Source organism: Pantoea anthophila, assembly GCF_006494375.1.
Classification (GTDB): Bacteria; Pseudomonadota; Gammaproteobacteria; order Enterobacterales; family Enterobacteriaceae; genus Pantoea; species Pantoea anthophila.
The window spans coordinates 49,150-70,108 of record NZ_VHIZ01000064.1 but is presented as its reverse complement, the minus strand read 5'-3'; the positions used below and the strand labels follow the sequence as shown (position 1 = coordinate 70,108).

Below are 20,959 nucleotides of genomic sequence, written 5' to 3'. Positions count from 1 at the left end.
TTACCATCACAGAATCAGATTATGTAAAGGGAGGTAAATACCGTGAATTTCCAGCAGCTTAAAATTATCCGCGAGGCGGCCCGCTGTGAATTTAATTTAACGGAAGTCGCTAACACGCTCTTTACCTCCCAGTCGGGTGTGAGTCGGCACATCCGGGATCTGGAAGATGAACTTGGCGTGGAGATCTTTATCCGCCGCGGTAAACGTCTGCTGGGGATGACCGAGCCGGGTAAGGCGCTGCTGACCATTGCCGAACGCATCCTGGATGAGGCGGGTAAAGTCCGCCGCCTGGCCGATGTGTTTACCAATGAAACCAGCGGTATCCTCACGATCGCCACCACCCATACTCAGGCGCGCTACAGCCTGCCGAAGATCATCAAAGCGTTTCGCCAGCTCTATCCGAATGTCCGGCTGGAACTCAATCAGGGCTCCCCGCAGGAGATTGTATCGATGCTGCTGGCGGGAGAGGCAGATGTCGGCATCGCCAGTGAGATGCTGGTTAACAACAGCAGCCTGGCGGCCTTTCCCTGGTTCAGCTGGCACCACGCCTTACTGGTGCCGAAAGGGCATGAGCTGGTGCAGAACCAGCCCGTTTCGCTGAGCACCCTCAGCCGCCATCCCCTTATTACCTACCGGCAGGGCATTACCGGCCGTTCCCGGGTGGATCGCGCCTTCCAGAGCGCCGGTCTGAAACCGGACATCGTACTCAGCGCTCAGGACTCCGACGTGGTGAAAACTTACGTTAAGCTCGGATTAGGCGTCGGGATTCTGGCCGACCAGGCGTGTGAAACCGAAGAGAGTGAAGAGCTGGTGCGCATTGATGCCACCCATCTGTTCGATGCCAGTACCGTCTGGCTAGGCCTGAAGCGCGGTCAGCTGCAACGCAACTATGTCTGGCAGTTCCTGGAACTCTGCAACGCTAACCTGTCACTGGAGGAGATCAAGCGTCAGGCGCTCTCGTACAGCAGCGACGACGAGCCGGTTATCGACTTCCAGATTTAATCACTCCGCGCATCCGGCAGGATGCGCCGGGTTTCCCCCACGGCATAAAATTTCGAAAGCCTGCTTAAAACCTCTTCGCCAGCCTCTCTCTCACCCTGAAACAACATCCTGCACTCACCGGGCGCGATAAAGTGGAAGCAGCTCACTACAGGGGGATGTTATGTCGCAACTTCAACTCAACGACAGCGATCTGCTGCGCCAGCAGGCGCTGTTTGCCGGATGCTGGCAGGATGCGCAGCAGGGGGCCACGCTGCCGGTTACCAATCCCGCCACGGGTGAAACGCTGGCGACGATCCCGGCGCTGGGATACGCCGAAACGGAGCAGGCCATTGCTTATGCGGAAACGGTACGCATCAGCTGGGGCAGGACGCCCAATGCCAGCCGTGCCGCGCTGCTGGAGAAGTGGCATCAGCTGATTATTGAGAATGCCGATGACCTGGCAATCATCATGACCGCCGAACAGGGTAAACCGCTGGCAGAAGCCAGAGGGGAAGTGCTGTACGGGGCCAGCTTCGTGAAATGGTTCGCCGAAGAGGCGCGCCGCATTTATGGCGATACCATTCCCGCGCCCAGCGAGGACCGCCGCATTCTGGTGCTGAAACAGCCGGTCGGCGTGGCCGCCGCGATTACGCCGTGGAATTTCCCGATTGCGATGATCACCCGCAAGGTGGCCCCTGCGCTGGCGGCTGGCTGTCCGATCATCGTCAAACCTTCAGAACTGACGCCGCTCTCCGCGCTGGCGCTGGCCGTGCTGGCAGAGCGCGCCGGTTTCCCGTCCGGGGTTTTGCAGGTAGTAACCGGCCTGCCCACGGAGATTGGCGCGGCCCTGACCGGGAGCCGCACGGTGCGCAAAATCTCCTTTACCGGCTCTACCCGGATCGGGCAGTTACTGATGCAGCAGAGTGCCGACAGCATCAAACGCCTGAGTCTGGAGCTGGGCGGAAACGCACCGCTGATTGTCTTTGAGGATGCCGATATTGAGGTTGCGGTGGCCGGGGTCATGCTCAGCAAATTTCGCAACGCCGGACAGACCTGCGTCTGCGCCAACCGCATTCTGGTGCAGCGCAGCATCTATGCACGCTTTACCGCACGACTGCTGGAGGCGGTCGCCACGCTGAAAGTGGGCGATGGTTTTGCGCCTGACAGCACCATCGGCCCGCTCATCAATGACCGCGCGGTGGAAAAAGTGAATGGTCACATTGATGATGCGCTGAGCCAGGGCGCCACCCTGCTGACCGGCGGCATCAGCCAGGGCAACGGCACCTTTGTTCAGCCTACGGTTCTGGGTGAGGTGACCGCCTCGATGCGCATCGCACATGAGGAGACCTTTGGCCCGGTCGCGCCGCTGTTTATTTTTGACAGTGAAGAGGAGGCGATCGCCATGGCGAATAACACGCCCTATGGTCTGGGGGCCTACTTCTTTACCGAAAACATCCGGCGGGCGTGGCGGGTCGCGGAAGCGCTGGAGTTCGGGATGGTCGGCTTCAATACCGGTGCGATCTCACTGGAAGTGGCTCCCTTTGGCGGCGTGAAACTCTCCGGCATTGGCCGGGAAGGATCACGTTACGGCATTGACGAATATCTGGAACAAAAAACGTTTCATATCGGCAGTCTGTGAATAAAGAGTAATTAAACGCCAGCCGGGTTGTCCGGCTGGCGTTTTTTTTGGCGGCGATTCCGGATAATTTTTTTCGACGTCAAAGTGTCAGGTTTAAAACATAAGAAATGATTCGGGATGTGACGCGCGTCAGTAAACCGGCGGGGCAGGCTTCAGTTAATCACCCGCCTTGCCCGGAATATCCGCTTTGGTGCAATTTGCGTGCAGGCTGCACCAGCAGAGCGCAGGATTTTTGTGAAGTAAATCATCTGTTTAATTGTTCGGCAATTCCGCAAAAAATCATCCGGCAATACGGCAGAAAATTTTTTTGCGCTGTTTTAAACGCATTTTTATTTTTTGCCCGGCTGGCATACTTTCTGCATTAGCTTATTACCCGCGCAGAAATCGGCGGCTGAAAAAACAAATTAACCAGCAACTGATGGGTGTAACAAATAAGGAATTATTCCATGTTAAGTTTCGACCCTGAAAACGTTTCTCTTCCGGCTGGCCATTATATTGGCGGCCAGCACGTGCAAGGCCAGGGTGCCCTGTCTGAGGTTAAACGCCCCTCAGACGGCCGGGTCTATGCGCAGCTACGGGACGCCACGCCAGAAGATGTCGATCACGCCGTGACCGTGGCGCATCAGGCGCTGAAAACCAGCGGCTGGTCAGGCTGCGCGCCACGGGAACGTGGCCGGGTTCTGCGTCGCTGGGCAGATCTGATAGAGCAGGATCCCCTGCTGGCCCAGCTGGAAGCGCTGGGGTCGACCCGACCCATCAGCGACGTGGTGCAGCACGAAATCCCTTTCACGGCCGAAGCGATTCGCTTCTATGCCGAATGCGCCGACAAATACAGCGGCGATCTCTTTCCCACCCGCGACAGCAGCCTCGGCATGCTGATCGCTGAACCCTATGGCGTGATTGGCGCGATTACCCCGTGGAATTTCCCGTTGTCGATGGCGTCGTGGAAATGCGGTCCGGCGCTGGCGGCGGGCAATGCGGTGGTGCTGAAGCCGTCTGAACTGACGCCGTTCTCCACCGTGCGCATGGCCGAACTGGCGATTCAGGCGGGCTTACCGGCCGGGGTGCTGAACATCGTGCAGGGCAGTGGGGCGGTCACCGGCAGTGCGCTGGTGAAACACCCGCTGGTGCGCAAAGTGTCGTTTACCGGCTCGACGCAGACCGGTGCACGCATCATGAGCGACGCGGCACAGTTCGGTATGAAACCGGTCACGCTGGAGCTGGGAGGCAAAAGTCCGCAGCTGGTCTTTGATGATGCAGGCGACACTGAGGTGCTGGCCCAGCGCATTCTGCGCGGCTTCACCGCTAACGGCGGTCAGGCCTGTGTGGCGGGCACCCGCCTGATTGTGCAGCGCAACATCGCCGAACCGCTGGTTGAGCGGCTGGCGCAGCTCTGCCGGGAAGTGAAACCGGGCGTCACCTGGCAGGAGAGCAGCCGCTACGCGCCGCTGATTGATGCGCGCCAGGGCAACAAAGTCAGCTCGGTCATTGAAGCGGCGAAAGCGCAGGGCGCCGAGGTGATTGTTGGCGGTGCGCGTTTTGCCGACACCGACGAGGGCTGGTTCTGGCAGCCTACGCTGCTCAGCCACGTCACCCAGGATAACCCGGCGGTGCAGCAGGAGATCTTTGGCCCGGTGCTGACGGTGCAGACCTTTGATGATGAAGAGCAGGGACTGGCGATGGCGGCACATGCGATCTACGGCCTCTGTGCCGGGGTGCACACGCTGAGCCTGCCGCGTGCGCTGCGCTCCTTGCGCGCCATTGACGCCGGCACCGTCTGGATCAACCGCTATGGCCGCTCCGGCGACTTCATCATCCCCACCGGCGGCTTTCTCGGCTCCGGCATTGGTAAAGATTTAGGGCGTCAGGCGTTTCAGGCCTGCCAGCGCCAGAAGAGCGTTCTTATCGATTTCTAAGCACAACTGACGACTATGAGGGTGTGACATGGCTCTGTTTAAACCGAAATTTATCACGTTCGACTGTTACGGCACGCTGATTCGCTTCGATATGGCCGGCGCCGCGCAGCGCTGTTTCAGCGACCGCGTCGACCCGGCCGACATGGACGCCTTTACCCGGGACTTTTCAGCCTACCGGCTGGATGAAGTGCTGGGCGCATGGAAACCCTACTACGACGTGGTCAGCAATGCGATTCAGCGCACCTGTAAAAAATGGGGTGTTCGCTGGGAGAAAGCCGACAGCGACTTTATCTACACCGACTGCGCGAGCTGGGGCCCGCATCCCGACGTGCCGGCCGGTCTGGCGAAAGTCGCCGAAGCGTTTCCGCTCGTGCTGCTTACCAACTCAATGAAAGATCTGATCCCGCATCATATCCCGCGTCTGGGCGCGCCCATTCACATGACCATTACGGCGGAAGAGGCGGGTGCCTACAAACCGCAGATGAAGGGCTTCGAGTACATGCTGGATAAGCTCGGCTGCGGCCCGGAGGAGATCCTGCACGTCTCCTCCAGTTTCCGCTATGACCTGATGACCGCACACGATCTCGGCATCAAAAACAAAGTCTGGGTCAATCGCGGCCATGAGCCGGCAAACCCCTACTACGGGTACACCGAAATCAACGACATCGGCGGCCTGCCTGGCGTCGTCGGACTCTGAGGAACCCCCATGAAACTGGAATCGTTCTGGCAGGCCACGGCTCCCGCCTTTACCGGTGCCGCCCGCGAACCGCTGCCAGCCCACGCTGACGTGGTGGTGATCGGCGGCGGCTTCACCGGCGTCTCGGCGGCGCTCAGCCTGGCGCGCAGCGGGATCAGCGTTGTGCTGCTGGAGAGTGGCGAGGTCATGAGCCAGGCGTCGGCGCGCAACGGTGGCCACTGCAACACCGGTGTGGCGCAGAACTTCGCCGCGCTGGTAGCCAGTCAGGGCCTGGAGCAGGCCAGCCGCTTCTACCGGGCGTTTGACGATGCCGTGAGCTATGTGCGGCAGCTGATCCAGGACGAAGCGATCGACTGCGACTTCCGGCTGTGCGGCAAGCTGAAGCTCGCCAGCAAAGCGTCACATATGGCCGGGTTGCGGGAGGCTTATGAACTGATGCGCCGCACCGTTGACCCGGAGATCGCCCTGCTCGACAAAACGGCGGTGCGTGACGAGATCGCCAGCGATGACTTTCACGGTGGCCTGCTGCAGCAGCGTGGCGGTCAGATGCACATGGGCAAGTTTGGAGTTGGTCTGGCCGAAGCGGCCGCCCGCAGCGGCGCAAAAATTTTCCCCCATCACGCCGTGACGAAATTAGAGCGGCTGAAGGGGTATCAGCACCGGGTCCACACCGCGCAGGGCACGCTGCTGGCAGATAAGGTGCTGATGGCGACCGGCTGCTCCAACGTCGGTCCCTTTCCCTGGTTTCAGCGCCGCATCGTGCCGGTCGGCAGCTTTATTGTGGTGACGGAAGCGCTGGCCCCGGCGCTGCTGCAACAGGTGCTGCCGCAGGACCGCACCTACGTCACCTCCCTGAATATCGGCAACTACTTCCGCACCACCGCCGATCGCCGGCTGGTGTTTGGCGGGCGCGCCCGGTTTGCGGTCAGCAATCCCACCTCAGACTCCCGCAGTGGCGAGATCCTGCGCCGGGCGATGACGCAGATGCTGCCCCAGCTCGGCCAGGCGCAGGTGGACTACTGCTGGGGCGGCATGGTCGATATGACGGCCGACCGTCTGCCTCACGCCGGTGAACAGGATGGCGTTTTCTACTCGCTGGGCTACAGCGGTCACGGCACCCAGATGTCGGTCTGGATGGGGCGGGTCATGGCCGACCTGCTGGCTGAAAAAGCGACGGACAATCCCTGGCAGCGTGAGACATGGCCCGCGCTGCCAGGTTATCACGGTAAGCCATGGTTTTTACCGCTCGCAGGACTCTATTACAAAGCAAAGGATCGCCTTTCATAACCCCCGTCGGAGGCTGGCTGCCAGGTTGCCAGCACCGTAAGAAAATGATCCCCGGTTCGCCTGACTATTGAGGGTACAGAGATGAGTAAATTTGATAATAACGACGCTGATGCGGTAAATCCGGCACTGACGCGCATGATCACTGAAGGCACACTGTCACGCCGCAGCCTGATGAAAATCCTCTCCGCGGGTGCGGTGATGAGCAGCGGCCTGATCGGTTTTTCCGGGGCAGCACAGGCGGACGATAAGCCCGTGAAGGGCGGTAAACTGCGCGCGGCGATGTCGAATGCGTCGGCCACCGACACGCTCGACCCGGCCAAAAGTAACAACAGCGCCGACTATACCCGCCAGTTTATGTTTTACAGCGGCCTGACCGAGCTGGATAAAAATCTGATGGTGCAACCGGCCCTGGCGGAATCGGTGGAGTCGGGCGATGGCGTCAGCTGGCATATTAAGCTGCGCAAGGGCGTGACCTTCCATGACGGCAAACCGCTGACCGCCAAAGATGTCATCTACTCACTCAGCCGCCACAAAGATCCGGCTATCGCCTCCATCGCTTTCAAGCTGGCCGACCAGTTCAAAACCTTCACCGCGGTCAGTGACAATGAGGTGCTGCTGGAGCTGAACAGCGCCAACTTCGATGTCCCTTACATGCTGGCCACGCCGCCGTTTTTAATCGTGCAGGATGGCACCAAAGATTTCAGCAAAGGGATCGGCACCGGGCCGTTCATCTGCAAAGCCTTTATGCCCGGCGTGCGCGCCATCGGCACGAAAAATCCCAACTATTACAAGCCGGGCCTGCCGCACCTGGATGAAGTGGAGCTGATAGGCGTCACCGACGGTGCCGCGCGCGTTAATGCGCTGATGTCGGGCGATCTGCAGATCGTCGCGGCCATGACCGCCGCCGACTGCAAGCGCATCAAAGCCAGCAGCGACTTCGGCGTGCTGGAGAGTAAATCGGGGATGTACACCAACCTGATTATTCGCACCGACGTGAAGCCGGGAAGCAACGAAGATTTTGTGCTGGCGATGAAATATCTGCAGCCGCGCGAAATGCTGGTGAAAACGGTCCTGCAGGGCTACGGCGACGTCAGTAATGACACCCCGGTGCCACCGTGGCATCCGCTCTACAATGCCGACCTGAAACCGCGCCCGCTGGATGTGGAAAAGGCGAAATTCCACATCAAAAAAGCCGGGATGGCCGGGTCAACGGTGGAGATCGTAACCACGCCCAACATTGAAGGGGCAACCGAAGGCGGTCAGATGATCCAGCAGATTGCGCGCGGGGCCGGGCTCAACATCAAAGTGCGACGTGTGCCGTATGACGGCTACTGGTCGTCGCACTGGACTAAAGATCCCGTGGGATATGGCTCGATAAACCCGCGTCCGACGCTCGACATGCTCTTCTCACAGTTTTATCTCTCTACCGCGCCGAGCAACGAATCGGGCTGGAAGAATCCGCAGTTTGACCAGCTGGTGGTGGCGGCACGGGGGGAACGCGATCAGGCGAAGCGCAAGCAGATGTATGGCGACATGCAGACGCTGATCTATGACCACTGCGGCACCCTCATCCCGACCTTTATCAGCTCCACCGATGGCTACAGCAAAAAGGTCAAAGGGGTGGAAGCCTGGCCGTCGGGCATGATGATGGGGTATCGCTTCCATGAGTTTGCCTGGCTGACCGCCTGATCCGGAACCTGAGTAAGGAGAACGCCGATGAACCGATATATGCTGTTCCTGATTGCCCGGCGAACCGGTGCCGGCATCCTGACGTTGCTTATCGTCTCGGCGGTGGTGTTTTTCATCACCAGCCTGCTGCCAGGTGACGCGGCGCAGATGATCCTCGGGCAGAACGCCACGCCGGAGACGGTGGCGGCGTTACGGCAGCAGCTGGGGCTGGATCAGCCTTTGCTGATGCGTTACGTCCACTGGCTGACAGGCATGCTGCAGGGCGATTTCGGCACCTCGTTTGCCAGCCATCTGCCGGTCGCACAGCTGGTGGCCCAGCGCATTCCGGCGACGTTTGAACTGGCGGGTATTACCACGCTGATCTGCGTGCCGCTGGCGCTGCTCATCGGCATCATCGCGGCGATGAATCGCGGGTCACGGCTCGATCGGGCGCTGGTTATCGGCACTATGGCGACGGTCGCCGTCCCGGAGTTTCTGGTGGCGACGGTTGCGGTGCTGATTTTTGCCGTCAGGCTGCACTGGGTGTCGGCGATGTCGTTCGGCAGCCCGGACAGCGACCTGCTGAGTTACCTCAAAGCCTATGCGCTGCCGGTGCTGACGCTCTGCTGTGTGCTGGTGGCGCAGATGGCCCGGATGACGCGGGCGGCGATCATCAATCAGCTCGACAGCCCCTATCTGGAGATGGCGCGGCTGAAAGGGGTGTCACCGCTCAGAGCCGTGCTGCGTCACGCCCTGCCTAACGCGGTCGGCCCGATTGCCAACGCGATTTCACTCAGCCTCTCCTATCTGTTTGGCGGGGTGATCATCATCGAAACCATCTTCAGCTATCCCGGTCTGGCCAGTCAGCTGGTGGATGCCGTCAGCAACCGCGATCTGCCGGTGGTGCAGCTCTGCGTCATGCTGTTCGCCGCCTGCTATCTGGTGCTGCTGCTGCTGGCCGACATCCTGACTATCGCCTTTAACCCGAAATGGAGAAGCGCATGAATACTCTTCTGCTGCCCTGGCGTTTCTTACAGTCACTCTCCTGGTCTGGCCGGATGGGACTGCTGATCTCCCTGTTCTGGCTGCTGATGGCGCTGTTCGGCACCGCGCTGGCCCCGCACAGCATCGATGATATTGGCGGCGGGCCGCTGATGGGCGGGCTGACGGCGGACAACCTGCTGGGCACCGACTATCTTGGCCGCGACATGCTGAGCCGCATTCTCTATGGCGCGAAGTTCTCAATCGGTCTGGCGCTGAGCGCGGCGCTGCTGGCCAGCCTGGTCGGCACGCTGCTGGCGCTGCTGGCGGCGGTCACGGGACGCTGGCTGGAGGAGTTACTGGGCCGTATCAACGATGCACTGCTGGTGCTGCCGGGAAAAGTGCTGTCGCTGATGATCGTCGCCGTCTTTGGCTCGTCGCTGCCGATGCTGATCCTGACGGCGGTCTTTACCTACTGGCCGGGCGCATTCCGTATCGCCTTTGCCATGGCCAGCTCGCTGCGCAGCATGGACTACGTCCGCGCCTCACGGCTGCGGGGCGAAAGTCGCTGGCATATCGCCATTCACGACATATTGCCTAACATGGTGCACCCGATGCTGACCGACTTTGGCCTGCGCTTTGTTTACATCGTGCTGCTGCTCAGCGGCCTGAGCTTTCTCGGCCTGGGCGTGCAGCCACCCTATGCCGACTGGGGCACGCTGGTGCGTGAAAACATGCAGGGGCTGTTTGACGGCTCACCGGCGGTGCTGATGCCCGCGCTGGCCATTGCCAGCCTGACCATTGGCGCCAACCTGTTTATCGACAGCCTGCAGGCGATGCGTCCGCTGACGCTGGCGAAGGAGGGAGCATGAACGTGACACCCCATACGGCCATGCCGGTGATTTCGGTCGATAAACTGCGCGTCACCGCGCAGACCGATCGCGGCGAAGAGATTGACCTGGTTTCCGACATTCATTTTACCGTGCAGAAAGGCGAGGTGCTGGCGCTGATTGGCGAGTCCGGCTCGGGTAAAACCACCATCGCGATGGCCCTGATGGGCTACGCCCGCAGCGGCTGCCGGATTGCCGGGGGCAATATTCACGTCGCCGGCACCGACGTCAGCAGCCTGACGCCAGGCCAGCTGCGCGCCTTTCGCGGTAATAAAGTGGCTTATATCGCTCAGAGCGCCGCCGCGTCGTTTAATCCGGGCATGAAAATTCTCGATCAGGTGATTGAGCCGGTGGTCATTCACGGCACCCTGACCCGCAAAGCGGCGCGGGAAAAAGCGATTGGCCTGTTCCGTGAGCTGGCGCTGCCCAATCCGGAGAGCATCGGTGACCGCTATCCGCATCAGGTGTCAGGCGGTCAGCTGCAGCGTCTGATGACGGCGATGGCGCTGATTGGCGACCCGGACGTGGTGATTCTGGATGAACCCACCACCGCACTGGATGTGACTACCCAGGTTGAGGTGCTGAAAGCCTTTCGCCGGGTGGTGGTGCAGCGCGGCGTCACCGCCATTTACGTCAGTCACGATCTGGCGGTCGTGGCGCAGATGGCCGATCGGATTCTGGTGCTGCTGCGCGGCAAAATGGCGGAATATGGCACCACCGCACACCTGATTGGCGCGCCACAGGCGGAGTACACCCGCCTGCTGATGGATGCGGCGCGCCAGAAAGAGCGGCCCAGCAGCTGGTGTCCCGCGGCGGCCGATATTCAGCCGCTGCTGGAAGTGCGCGATCTCTGCGCCGGTTATGGCCCGCGCGACAGGGAAGGCCACCCGAAGGTGCGCATCCTGGAAGACGTCAACCTCAGGCTATGGAAAGGGCAGGCGATTGGCATTATCGGGGAGTCCGGCTCGGGCAAAACCACGCTGGCGCACGCCATCGCCGGGCTCAACGCCCCGAGTCACGGTCACATCCTGTTTAACGGTCACTATATCGCGGGCGATATGCAGAAACGTCCTGACAACGAACTGCGACGCATTCAGTATGTGTTCCAGATGGCGGATACCGCCCTGAATCCGGCTCACAGCGTTGAGCGCATTCTGTCGCGTCCGCTGACGCTGTTTCATGGTCTGAGCGGTGCGGCCCGTCAGCAGCGGCTCAATCAGCTGCTGGATCTGGTGCAGCTGCCGCGCAGCGTGCTGGGACGGCGTCCCTGGGCGCTGTCGGGCGGCCAGAAGCAGCGCGTTAATCTGGCGCGCGCGCTGGCGGCTGAGCCCGATCTGATTCTGTGTGATGAGGTCACCTCGGCGCTGGATACCGTGGTGGCGGCCGCCGTACTCGACCTCATCAGTGAACTGCGCCGGGAGCTGGGCCTCTCCGTGATCTTCATCAGCCACGACATGCACGCGGTGCGCGCCGTGTGCGACGAGATTGTGGTGATGAAAAGCGGGCGCATCGTGACCCAGCTGGCCCGCAGCGACTACGATAAGCCCACCAGCGAGCTCTATTTTGAGCGGCTGAAACGCGCTGTGCCGGAGCTGCGTCAGGGCTGGCTGGATGAGCATGAAGAGATTTTGAAAGCAGAGTAGGTGGCCGCTGGCGTCATGGCGTGCTCCTTTTCATTTACAACAGAGGTCGTTTTGTTATGCCTGCACCGATTCGTTATGTACAGGACAGTACGGACTTTCCCGACGCCGCCGATGTGGTGGTGATTGGCGCCGGTATTGCCGGGGCCGCCGCCACCTGGGAACTGGCGAAGCAGGGCGTTAAGGTTGTGCTGATCGAAAAAGGCCTGGTGGGGGCCGAGCAGTCGAGCCGCAACTGGGGCTGGTGTCGTCAGCAGAACCGCGATGAGCGGGAGCTGCCGCTGATCATCTATGCCCTGCAACGCTGGGGGGAGCTGAACGCGGAAACCGGCGAAGAGCTGGGATTCCGTCGCAGCGGGCTGGTTTACGCCACGCGGGAAGAGTCAGACATCGCCGCCTGGGATGCGTGGATCCAGATGGCTAAGGGGTATGGCGTCAACAGCTCGATTCTTACCGCTGAGCAGGCAAAAGCGATGACGCCCGGCAGTACCACCGCCTGGCGGGGCGGCCTCTCTGCGCCGACGGATGGCCATGCGGAACCCCGCCTGGCGGCGCCGGGCCTGGTGGCGGGCGCGATGAAAAAAGGTGCGCTGCTGTTTCAGCAGTGTGCGGTGCGCGGGCTGGATATCGCCGCGGGTCAGGTCAGCGGCGTCTGGACCGAACGCGGGCTGATCAAAACCAGCCGGGTGATCTGTGCCGCCGGGGCCTGGACATCCATGTTCTGCCGTCGTCACGGCATCGATCTGCCGCTGGGCAATGTCATCGGCACGGCCTTCCGCACGCAGCCGATAGAGCAGGCGATTGCGATGCCGCTCTATACGCCGGGCTTCGCCTGCCGCCCGCAGATGGACGGCAGTTATACCGTCTCGGTATCGGGGCGCGGACGGCTGGAGCCGGGTGCGCAGGGGCTGCGTTATGCCCGCCAGTTCTATCCGACATTTAAAAGCCGCCGCAAGAATCTTACCCTCAACCTTGGCCTGTCGCCCTTTTTCAAAGGCCCCGAAGCGATGGGGCGCTGGGCCTTTGATCGCCCGTCGCCATTTGAGCGGGTGCGCATTCTCGATCCGGCGGCAGACAGCCGAATCGTGGAAGAGGGGCTGGCCGCGATGCGCCGCGAATATCCGGCGCTGGCGAATCTCAGGCTGGCCCAGGCGTGGGGCGGCATGATCGACAGCACGCCGGACGCCATTCCGGTGATCTCCACCGTGGCGAAACTGCCGGGGCTGGTGCTCTCGGCGGGCTACAGCGCGCACGGTTTTGGCATCGGGCCGGGTGCCGGACGCCTGGCGGCCGATCTGGCAACCGGGGCCACCCCGATTGTCGACCCTGCCCCTTATCGCTACAGCCGTCTGGTTGACGGCAGCGGATTAGACACCCCAGGCATGATGTAAGGAGAACGCAATGAGCCTGACACTACGTGCAATGACGCCAGATGATATTGAACAGTGCTACCGCATGACACAGGCGCTGAAGTGGCCCCACCGACGCGAAGACTGGCAGCTGGCGCTGCAGCTGGGCGAAGGCACGGTGATTGAAGAGCAGGGCAGAGTGATTGGCAGCGCCGTGCTCTGGCGCTGGGGCGAACACGCCGCCACGCTGGGACTGGTGATTGTGGATAATCAGCAGCAGGGGCGGGGCCTCGGCAAACAGCTGATGCTGGCGCAGCTGGAAAAAGTCCCCGACGGCAACGTGCGGCTGCACGCCACCGAAATGGGCAAAGGGCTGTATGAAAAGCTCGGCTTTGTCAGCTGCGGCGAGATCCGCCAGCACCAGACCCGCGCACTGGCGTCACTGCCCGACGTGGTGATCCCGGCCGGGCTGCATCTGCGACCGGCGACACCAGCGGATCACGCCGCGCTGGTGAAGCTGGATGAGCAGGCGCACGGCATGCATCGTCCGGCGCTGTTCAACCATCTGCTGGGCGACTGTGAGACCCTGCTGTTACAGGACGATCAGCAGCAGATTCAGGGGTTCGCCAGCCTGCGCCGGTTTGGGCACGGCTGGGCGATTGGGCCGGTGATCGCCGCGGAGCTGCCGGTGGCACAGGCGCTGGTGGCAACCCTGATGCAGCCACTGCAGGGCCAGTTTCTGCGCATTGATACCGACGCCAGCCTGCCGCTGGCCAGCTGGCTCAACACCCTCGGGCTGGATCAGGTGGATGCGCCGACCACGATGGTCCGGGGCACTCCCTGGACGCCGCAGGGGATGCAGGCCTTTGGCTTAATGACCCAGGCGATGGCCTGATGCATATCGTCTATAAATCGGAACCGGAGCGGGGACGGATCTGGCAGCGCTGGCTGGCGGAGCATGCCCCCGACATTCAGCTGCATATCTGGCCGGAGACCGGCGATCCGGCAGAGGTTGAGGCGCTGGTAGCCTGGCAGCCCCCCGCCGATATTCCGGCGCTGTTTCCCCGGCTGAAACTGCTGTTTTCTGTCGGCGCCGGCGCCGATCAGTTTGACTTCAGCGCGCTGCCGCCCGATCTGCCGGTCATACGAATGATTGAGCCGGGCCTGACGCAGGGCATGGTGGAATATGTCACCTTCGCGGTGCTCGGGCTGCATCGTGACATGCCACGCTATCTTCATCAGCAACGCCAGCAGCAGTGGCAGCCGCATCAGGTGAAGCCTGCGGCTCAGCGGCGGGTGGGCGTAATGGGGCTGGGCGAACTCGGTCAGGCTGCGCTGCAGCAGCTGGTCGCACTGGGGTTTGACTGCGCTGGCTGGAGCCGCACACCGCGCCACGTGCCCGGCGTGCGTTGCTGGCACGGTGCCGGAGAGCTGGCGGACTTTCTGGCGCACAGCGAGATTCTGGTCTGCCTGCTGCCGCTGACCGACACCACCCAGGGGCTGCTTAATCACACCCTGTTTACGCAGATGCCGCAGGGTGCGGCACTGGTGCAGGCCGGGCGCGGTCAGCAGCTTAATCATGACGATTTGCTGCAGGCGCTGGCGAGCGGCCAGCTCCGCGCCGCCGTGATTGATGTCACCGACCCGGAGCCGTTACCGCCGGGCCACCCCTTCTGGCACCATCCCGCCGTGTGGCTGACGCCGCACATTGCCAGCCAGACACAGAATGAGAGCGCCATTGCGGCGCTGCTGGAGAACCTGCGCCGTTATCAGCGTGGTGAGCCGCTGCACGGTCTGGTCGACCGCTCACGAGGATATTGAGATGGAACATTTAGTGGCACTGCGCCGCGAACTGCATGCGCACCCGGAACTCGGTTTTCAGGAGCACCGCACCAGCGACAGGGTGGCGAACTTTCTGCAACAGCTGGGAATTGAGGTGCATCGTGGCATCGGCCAGACCGGCGTGGTCGGCATTCTGAAAAAGGGTAACAGCGAGCGGATGATTGGCCTGCGCGCCGATATGGATGCCCTGCCGATGCAGGATCAGAGCGGCACCGCCTGGCAGAGCAGCGTGACGCAGGTCAGTCACGCCTGCGGGCACGACGGTCACACCGTGATGCTGCTGGGGGCGGCAGAAAAACTGGCGCGTGACGTCAGTTTTGACGGCACCGTCTGCTTCATCTTCCAGCCCGCCGAAGAGGGGCTGGCGGGCGCGAAGGCGATGATCGACGACGGGCTGTTCAGCCGCTTTCCCTGTGAGGCGGTCTACGCCATTCACAACTGGCCGGAACTGCCGCTGGGTCAGGTGCAGACCCGGCCCGGCCCGATCATGGCGGCGGCAGACCGCTTCGATATCCGGGTGCTGGGCGGGGGAGGCCATGCCGCGCAGCCCCACCTGACCCGCGATACCCTGCTGGCGACCAGCGAGCTGGTGGTTCAGCTGAATACCCTGGTCTCACGCGCGCTCGACCCCTGTGAAACGGCGCTGCTCACCGTGACCCGGATGGAGGGCGGCTTTTCCCACAACATGATTCCGGCGGAGGCGAACATCACCGGTACGGTGCGCACCTTCAGCCCGACGGCACAGGCGACGATTGAAGCGCGGCTGCGTCAGATGGCGGAACATGTCACCGCCGCGCATGGCCTGCATGCCGAGGTACGCTATCTGCGCTACTACCCGGCGACCCTGAACAGCCCGGATGAGGCGCAGTTCTGCCTGCAGGCGCTGAAACAGGCGGGCATCGCCGCTGAAACCGCGCCGCAGCCCGCGCTCACCTCAGAAGATTTCGCCTTTATGCTGCAGGCGCGACCCGGTGCCTATCTCTGGCTGGGGTCTGCGCCCTGCAGGCCGTTACATCACGCCGCCTACGACTTTAACGATGCGCTGATCCCGCATGGCGTTAACGTGTTTGTCACCCTGATTCGTCAGGCGCTGGCAGAGAAATTTCCCTGCTGAAAGCAGCGGGATTTTGACAGGAAATGCCGCTGCCTGCGGAATTACGGCAGCGTCGGAAACCAACAGGTTGCGATACTTGAGCCAACCGAACGTTACGTGGATGAGGGTTTAAAATGCAGAATGTCATGGCAGAGCAGCAAGCATACTCCGATAACAACCTGTTACTGGATGCACGTGAGCAGAACGTGCCGCGTGGCGTCGTCACCGCGCATCCGCTGGTGATCGAGCGCGCCAGAGGCAGTGAAGTATGGGACGTGGAGGGCAATCGCTATCTCGACTTTGTCGGCGGCATCGGCGTGCTCAATGTCGGTCACAACCACCCGGCGGTGGTCAACGCCGTGACCCGCCAGCTCGGTCTGGTCTCGCACGCCTGTTTTCAGGTGGTGGCTTATCCGGGCTACATCGCGTTAGCGGAGCGGCTGAACCGGCTGGTAGGCGGAGACGAAGCCTACAAGAGCGTCTTTTTCACCAGCGGCGCCGAAGCGGTAGAAAACGCGGTGAAGATTGCCCGCGCACACACGCAGCGCCCCGGCATCATCGCCTTTGACGGTGCATTTCATGGCCGCACGCTGCTGGGTGTCACCCTGACCGGCATGTCCGCCCCTTATAAACAGAACTTTGGTCCGTTCCCTGGCGAGATTTACCGGCTGCCTTTCCCCAATCCGCTGCATGGCATTACGGAGGCGGATTGCCTCAAGGCGCTGGAGCAGCTGTTCGCGGTACAGATCCTGCCTGAGCGGGTGGCGGCGATCATTATCGAGCCGGTACAGGGCGACGGGGGCTTCCTGCCTGCAGGCCCGGCCTTTATGCAGGCGCTGCGACGCATTACCAGCCAGCACGGCATTCTGCTGATTTGTGATGAAGTGCAGTCCGGCTTCGGACGAACCGGCACCATGTTCGCGTTCCAGCAGCTGGGCATTAAACCGGATTTGATCACGCTGGCGAAAAGCCTGGGCGGCGGCCTGCCGATTTCCGGTGTGGTGGGACGGGCGGAGATCATGGACGCGCCAGCGCCGGGTGGACTGGGCGGCACCTACGGCGGCAATGCGCTGGGGTGTGCGGCGGCGCTGGCGGTGCTGGATCTGTTTGAGCAGGAGAACCTGCTACAGCGGTCCTGCCAGCTCGGTGAACAGCTCAATGCCCGGCTGCGGCAGCTGGCGGATAAATATGCCTGCATCGGTGATGTGCGCGGCGTGGGCTTTATGCAGGCGGTGGAAATCCTCGATTTCGAAACCGGCCGCCCGGATGCGGCCCTGACGCAGAAGATCCTCGACAGCGCCTGTCAGGAAGGACTGCTGCTGATCAAGTGTGGTCTGCACCGTAACACGATCCGTTTCCTGGCCCCGCTGGTGACGACCGACTCCCAGCTGGAAGAGGCGCTGCATATCTTCGATATTGCGCTGGCGCGTGCCACAGGCCGTCTGGGTTAAACTGCGATTACTCATTGATTTTATTGAAGTAATTTAAAAACCTCCTGCTGGTATAACCACTGCGAAGCGCTGGCGCATTTACCGTAAAGCGTGATATATCTTCCGGAGGTTCTGAACATTTGCTTAAGCGCCTGGCCCGTCAGGCCAGGTTATTGCCAGCCTGCAATACTGACGCCTGATGGGCCAGGCTCTGACAATGAGGGGTGCTATGAACGGCTTAATGAAACTCGACCGCATCGACATCAACATTCTGGTGCAACTCCAGAAAGATGGCCGTATCAGCAACGTTAACCTCGCCGACGCAGTAGGCCTTTCCCCCAGCCCCTGCCTGCAACGGGTCAAACGTCTGGAACAGGCTGGTTTTATTACCGGTTATGAAGCCCACATCAATCTCACCCGCATTACCGATTCTGTGACGGTCTTTACCGAAGTCACGCTGTCGGGCCATCGCCGCGAAGATTTTATGAAGTTTGAAACGGCGATGCGCAGTGTCGATGAGCTGATGGAGTGCCATCTGATCACCGGCGGCTACGACTATCTGCTGCGCTTTATTACCCGCAGCATTGAACATTACCAGGAAGTGATTGAGAAGATGCTGGATGCGCAGATCGGCATCGACAAATATTTCAGTTATATCGTGATCAAATCGCCCATCATGAAAAGCAGCGTGCCGTTGCGTTCACTTATCGACAAGCAGAATTCTGTCGAACTCGGGGCGTAGTGACCAGAGCCGGGGGCCGATCCTCTGCGCTTTTTACGGCAGAGGGTCACTATCTCCATTCACCGCACCCGGCGCAGACCGCGCTCCGGGGGCTGTGCAGACCTGCACACTTTACCCGGATTTTTCCCTTACCCGCCCGTTCACTCTGCATCATGCATCGGCCTGACTCCTCTCAGCATAAAATTTCTTCCCGGCGCAAAATTCAGTCGCTGCATCCGGTTTCAGGGCGCGCTTCAGCCTCACCCGATCAGCGAACCCCCTTAGACTGTTTTTAACCGTTATCAGGAGTTGTTATGAGCTCATTACTGATTGCTGACCAGCAGTGGCAGCGCGATGCGTTCACCGTCTCCACCGACCGTCAGCGGCTCGACCTGGCGTGGATACACCACCAGCTGGCGGAGAAGTCCTACTGGGCACAGGGCCAGCCGCGCGAGAAAACCCTGCGGGCGATCGCCGGTTCGCTGCCCTTTGGCCTCTATCACCAGCAGGCGCAGATTGGCTTCGCCCGTCTTATCACCGATTACACCCGCTTTGGCTGGCTGTGCGACGTCATCATTGACGAAAACTGGCGTGGACACGGACTGGGCAGCTGGCTGGCGACCTGCGTCCGTGATCATCCGGAGCTGCAAACGGTGCATCGCTGGATGCTGTCGACCCAGGATGCGCATCAGGTCTACCAGCGTCTCGGCTGGCGTGTGGTGCAACACCCCGGGACGCTGATGGAATTTCCCCCTCCCTGACTCAGGAGTTAACCCGAGATGCGATACCGCGTTGGCGTGGATATTGGCGGATCCTTTACCGATTTTGCCGTGCTCGATCAGCAAACGAACCAGATTCATACCCTGAAAGTCCTGTCGCGCCCGGATCAGCCCGGCAGTGAAATCACCACCGGGCTGGCGCAGTTTCAGCAGCGTCAGGGGATCGACCCCGCGGAGATTGGCTACTTTACCCACGGCACCACGGTCGGCATCAACGCGGTGATCCAGCGGCGCGGCGTGCGGCTGGCGCTGTTCGCTACCGAGGGCTTCTGTGATGTGCTGGAGCTGGCCCGGCTGAAAATTCCCCATATTCATGACCTCTTTTCGCGGCGTCCTGCACCGCTGATCTCGCGCGACCGGGTTTTTGCCATCCGTGAACGCATGGACGCGCAGGGCAGGGTACTCCAGCCGGTGGACCGCCAGAGCGTACTCGACGCTATCGCGCAGGCGCGCGCTGCGGGCTGCCAGGGCATCGTGGTCTCCCTGCTGCACAGCTATCGCAACCGGCACAATGAAGCAGCCGTGAAAGCGATTATCAATGAGGAGGCACCCGAGCTGCTGACCTCCTGTTCTGCCGACATCTGGCCCATTATCCGCGAATATGAACGCACCATTACCGCGACCATCAACGCCTACGTGCAGCCGATGGTGATCCACTACCTCGAATCCTTTGAGCAGGCGCTGCAGCGGCTCGGCGTGCAGCCGCCGCCGCGCATCACCAAATCGAACGGTGGCGTCATGGGCGTCGACCAGGCGAAACGTGAATGTGTGCAGATGGTTCTCTCCGGCACCGCATCCGGGGTTATCGGGGCCAGCTATCTCGCCAGCGCCTGTGGGTTCGGCAACATTCTCAGCCTCGATATCGGCGGCACCAGTGCTGACGTGGCGGTGATCATCGACGGCAACGTGGCGCAGGGCAACGGTGAAATCATCGGGGACTTCCCGATCTACATTCCCTCCGTTGCCGTTACCTCGGTAGGCCAAGGCGGCGGCTCGCTGGCATGGATTGACGGGCAGGGCGTGCTGCAGATGGGCCCGGACAGTGCCGGATCGCTGCCTGGCCCGGTCTGCTTCGGCCGCGGCGGCACGCAGCCGACCGCCACCGACGCCTTTGCCGCCTGCGGCATGATGGGGCACGGCGCGCTGGGCTACAACGCTGTCGCCGTCGATGTCGCGGCCGCCTGTGCCGCCTGGCAACCGCTGGCCGATGCCCTCGGCCTGACGGTGCAGGAGACCGCGCAAAACGCCATTGAGCTGGCCATCTCCGGTATGTACAGCGACACCAGCGGCCTGCTGTCACGGTTCGGCCTCGATCCGCGTGAATTCTGGTTCCTCGCCTTTGGCGGTGCCGGGCCGATGATGGGCTGTTTCCTGGCCCGTGAACTCAACCTGAAAGGGGTGATTGTGCCGCCGACGCCCGGGGTACTGTCGGCGCTGGGCGGGCTGGTGGCTGACATCCGTAATGACTTTATCCGCACCCTCTACAGCGATCTGACTCCTGCCCTGGCCGACACCCTGGCCACGGAAGCGCAGGCATTGCAGCAGCGCGCCTGCGACTGGCTGACTGAGGAGCACGGCAGCGCGATGCCTTACAGCCTGCAGTTCAGCGCCGATATGCGCTATCAGGGGCAGTCGTTTGAGATCGACGTGCCGCTGGAGCCAGGCTGGCTGACGCAGGCCGATTTTACGGCGCTGCATGACGCTTTCGATCGCCAGCATCAGCAGCTGTTTGGTCACTATGATCCGCAGGCCCCGGTGCAGCTGATTAACCTGCGGCTGGTGATCACCTCACCGACGCAGAAACCGGTTATTGCCCCGCTGGCCCCGGCGACGGAACCGGTGCCGGTGCTGAAGCAGACGGAAGCGTGGATTGACGGGGCCTGGCATCAGGTTGATCTGGTGCTGCGGTCCGGGCTGCGCGCCGGCCATCAGCTCAGCGGCCCGGCCATCATTGCTCAGGATGACTGCACCACCTGTGTGCCGCCCGGCATGGGCGTCACGGTCGACACTTTTGGCAACCTGCTGATTACGGCGAACGAGGCATAA

Annotated in this window: 17 protein-coding genes; all 17 read left to right on the top strand. The window is 61.6% G+C overall.

Annotated elements, in window-relative coordinates; all coding sequences use genetic code 11:
* Positions 1-42 precede the first annotated feature (42 nt).
* The 17 genes from cbl (at position 43) to FJW00_RS20650 (ending at position 20,959) form a co-directional block, all read left to right on the top strand.
* Positions 43-1,002: an HTH-type transcriptional regulator Cbl gene (cbl, locus tag FJW00_RS20730; protein WP_009089396.1), complete on the top strand. Its 960-nt coding sequence runs from the start codon at positions 43-45 to the stop codon at positions 1,000-1,002.
* 160 nt (positions 1,003-1,162) lie between these two features.
* Positions 1,163-2,620, top strand: a complete 1,458-nt coding sequence (locus FJW00_RS20725) for an NAD-dependent succinate-semialdehyde dehydrogenase (protein WP_140028943.1) — start codon at positions 1,163-1,165, stop codon at positions 2,618-2,620.
* Between the two features lie 446 nt (positions 2,621-3,066).
* A complete protein-coding gene (locus FJW00_RS20720) occupies positions 3,067-4,536 on the top strand; it encodes an aldehyde dehydrogenase family protein (protein WP_140925545.1) in 1,470 nt (489 codons plus the stop codon).
* 28 nt (positions 4,537-4,564) lie between these two features.
* On the top strand, positions 4,565-5,233 hold the full coding sequence (locus FJW00_RS20715; protein ID WP_046102145.1) for a haloacid dehalogenase type II: 669 nt from the start codon (positions 4,565-4,567) through the stop codon (positions 5,231-5,233).
* Positions 5,234-5,242: 9 nt separating this feature from the next.
* On the top strand, positions 5,243-6,520 hold the full coding sequence (locus tag FJW00_RS20710) for an NAD(P)/FAD-dependent oxidoreductase (protein ID WP_140925544.1): 1,278 nt from the start codon (positions 5,243-5,245) through the stop codon (positions 6,518-6,520).
* Positions 6,521-6,601: 81 nt separating this feature from the next.
* Positions 6,602-8,209 (top strand): ABC transporter substrate-binding protein, encoded by a 1,608-nt coding sequence (locus tag FJW00_RS20705; protein ID WP_140925543.1) that lies wholly within the window; start codon positions 6,602-6,604, stop codon positions 8,207-8,209.
* Positions 8,210-8,236: 27 nt separating this feature from the next.
* Positions 8,237-9,193 carry an ABC transporter permease gene (locus FJW00_RS20700; protein ID WP_046102143.1) on the top strand — a complete coding sequence of 319 codons (957 nt, stop codon included), beginning with the start codon at positions 8,237-8,239 and terminating at the stop codon, positions 9,191-9,193.
* Positions 9,190-10,041, top strand: coding sequence for an ABC transporter permease (locus tag FJW00_RS20695; RefSeq protein WP_058958297.1), 852 nt, complete (start codon positions 9,190-9,192; stop codon positions 10,039-10,041). The genes FJW00_RS20700 and FJW00_RS20695 overlap by 4 nt, the downstream gene beginning before the upstream one ends.
* Entirely contained in the window at positions 10,038-11,702 is a 1,665-nt protein-coding gene (locus FJW00_RS20690) for an ABC transporter ATP-binding protein (protein ID WP_009089411.1), read from the top strand. The genes FJW00_RS20695 and FJW00_RS20690 overlap by 4 nt, the downstream gene beginning before the upstream one ends.
* Before the next feature lie 56 nt (positions 11,703-11,758).
* On the top strand, positions 11,759-13,090 hold the full coding sequence (locus tag FJW00_RS20685) for an NAD(P)/FAD-dependent oxidoreductase (protein WP_046102142.1): 1,332 nt from the start codon (positions 11,759-11,761) through the stop codon (positions 13,088-13,090).
* 10 nt (positions 13,091-13,100) lie between these two features.
* On the top strand, positions 13,101-13,943 hold the full coding sequence (locus tag FJW00_RS20680; protein WP_140925542.1) for a GNAT family N-acetyltransferase: 843 nt from the start codon (positions 13,101-13,103) through the stop codon (positions 13,941-13,943).
* Positions 13,943-14,869, top strand: a complete 927-nt coding sequence (locus FJW00_RS20675) for a 2-hydroxyacid dehydrogenase (RefSeq protein ID WP_140925541.1) — start codon at positions 13,943-13,945, stop codon at positions 14,867-14,869. Before FJW00_RS20680 ends, FJW00_RS20675 begins: the two co-directional genes overlap by 1 nt.
* Before the next feature lies 1 nt (position 14,870).
* Positions 14,871-16,004: a M20 aminoacylase family protein gene (locus FJW00_RS20670; protein ID WP_009089419.1), complete on the top strand. Its 1,134-nt coding sequence runs from the start codon at positions 14,871-14,873 to the stop codon at positions 16,002-16,004.
* A 113-nt stretch (positions 16,005-16,117) separates the two neighbouring features.
* Complete coding sequence (gabT, locus tag FJW00_RS20665; RefSeq protein WP_009089421.1) at positions 16,118-17,434, top strand: 4-aminobutyrate--2-oxoglutarate transaminase; 1,317 nt, start codon at positions 16,118-16,120, stop codon at positions 17,432-17,434.
* 208 nt (positions 17,435-17,642) lie between these two features.
* On the top strand, positions 17,643-18,155 hold the full coding sequence (locus FJW00_RS20660; RefSeq protein WP_009089422.1) for an Lrp/AsnC family transcriptional regulator: 513 nt from the start codon (positions 17,643-17,645) through the stop codon (positions 18,153-18,155).
* A gap of 293 nt (positions 18,156-18,448) precedes the next feature.
* Positions 18,449-18,895, top strand: a complete 447-nt coding sequence (locus FJW00_RS20655) for a GNAT family N-acetyltransferase (protein WP_009089424.1) — start codon at positions 18,449-18,451, stop codon at positions 18,893-18,895.
* Between the two features lie 18 nt (positions 18,896-18,913).
* The gene (locus FJW00_RS20650) at positions 18,914-20,959 is read left to right on the top strand and encodes a hydantoinase/oxoprolinase family protein (protein ID WP_140925540.1); all 2,046 of its coding nucleotides are present in this window, start codon (positions 18,914-18,916) and stop codon (positions 20,957-20,959) included.

Coding starts and splice junctions, on each gene's coding strand:
- FJW00_RS20660 (WP_009089422.1), top strand. CDS start 17,643: ATGAACGGCTTAATGAAACTCGACCGCATCGACATCAACATTCTGGTG.
- FJW00_RS20720 (WP_140925545.1), top strand. CDS start 3,067: ATGTTAAGTTTCGACCCTGAAAACGTTTCTCTTCCGGCTGGCCATTAT.
- FJW00_RS20670 (WP_009089419.1), top strand. CDS start 14,871: ATGGAACATTTAGTGGCACTGCGCCGCGAACTGCATGCGCACCCGGAA.
- FJW00_RS20675 (WP_140925541.1), top strand. CDS start 13,943: ATGCATATCGTCTATAAATCGGAACCGGAGCGGGGACGGATCTGGCAG.
- FJW00_RS20700 (WP_046102143.1), top strand. CDS start 8,237: ATGAACCGATATATGCTGTTCCTGATTGCCCGGCGAACCGGTGCCGGC.
- FJW00_RS20725 (WP_140028943.1), top strand. CDS start 1,163: ATGTCGCAACTTCAACTCAACGACAGCGATCTGCTGCGCCAGCAGGCG.
- FJW00_RS20705 (WP_140925543.1), top strand. CDS start 6,602: ATGAGTAAATTTGATAATAACGACGCTGATGCGGTAAATCCGGCACTG.
- gabT (WP_009089421.1), top strand. CDS start 16,118: ATGCAGAATGTCATGGCAGAGCAGCAAGCATACTCCGATAACAACCTG.
- FJW00_RS20680 (WP_140925542.1), top strand. CDS start 13,101: ATGAGCCTGACACTACGTGCAATGACGCCAGATGATATTGAACAGTGC.
- FJW00_RS20715 (WP_046102145.1), top strand. CDS start 4,565: ATGGCTCTGTTTAAACCGAAATTTATCACGTTCGACTGTTACGGCACG.
- FJW00_RS20655 (WP_009089424.1), top strand. CDS start 18,449: ATGAGCTCATTACTGATTGCTGACCAGCAGTGGCAGCGCGATGCGTTC.
- FJW00_RS20710 (WP_140925544.1), top strand. CDS start 5,243: ATGAAACTGGAATCGTTCTGGCAGGCCACGGCTCCCGCCTTTACCGGT.
- FJW00_RS20690 (WP_009089411.1), top strand. CDS start 10,038: ATGAACGTGACACCCCATACGGCCATGCCGGTGATTTCGGTCGATAAA.
- FJW00_RS20685 (WP_046102142.1), top strand. CDS start 11,759: ATGCCTGCACCGATTCGTTATGTACAGGACAGTACGGACTTTCCCGAC.
- FJW00_RS20695 (WP_058958297.1), top strand. CDS start 9,190: ATGAATACTCTTCTGCTGCCCTGGCGTTTCTTACAGTCACTCTCCTGG.
- FJW00_RS20650 (WP_140925540.1), top strand. CDS start 18,914: ATGCGATACCGCGTTGGCGTGGATATTGGCGGATCCTTTACCGATTTT.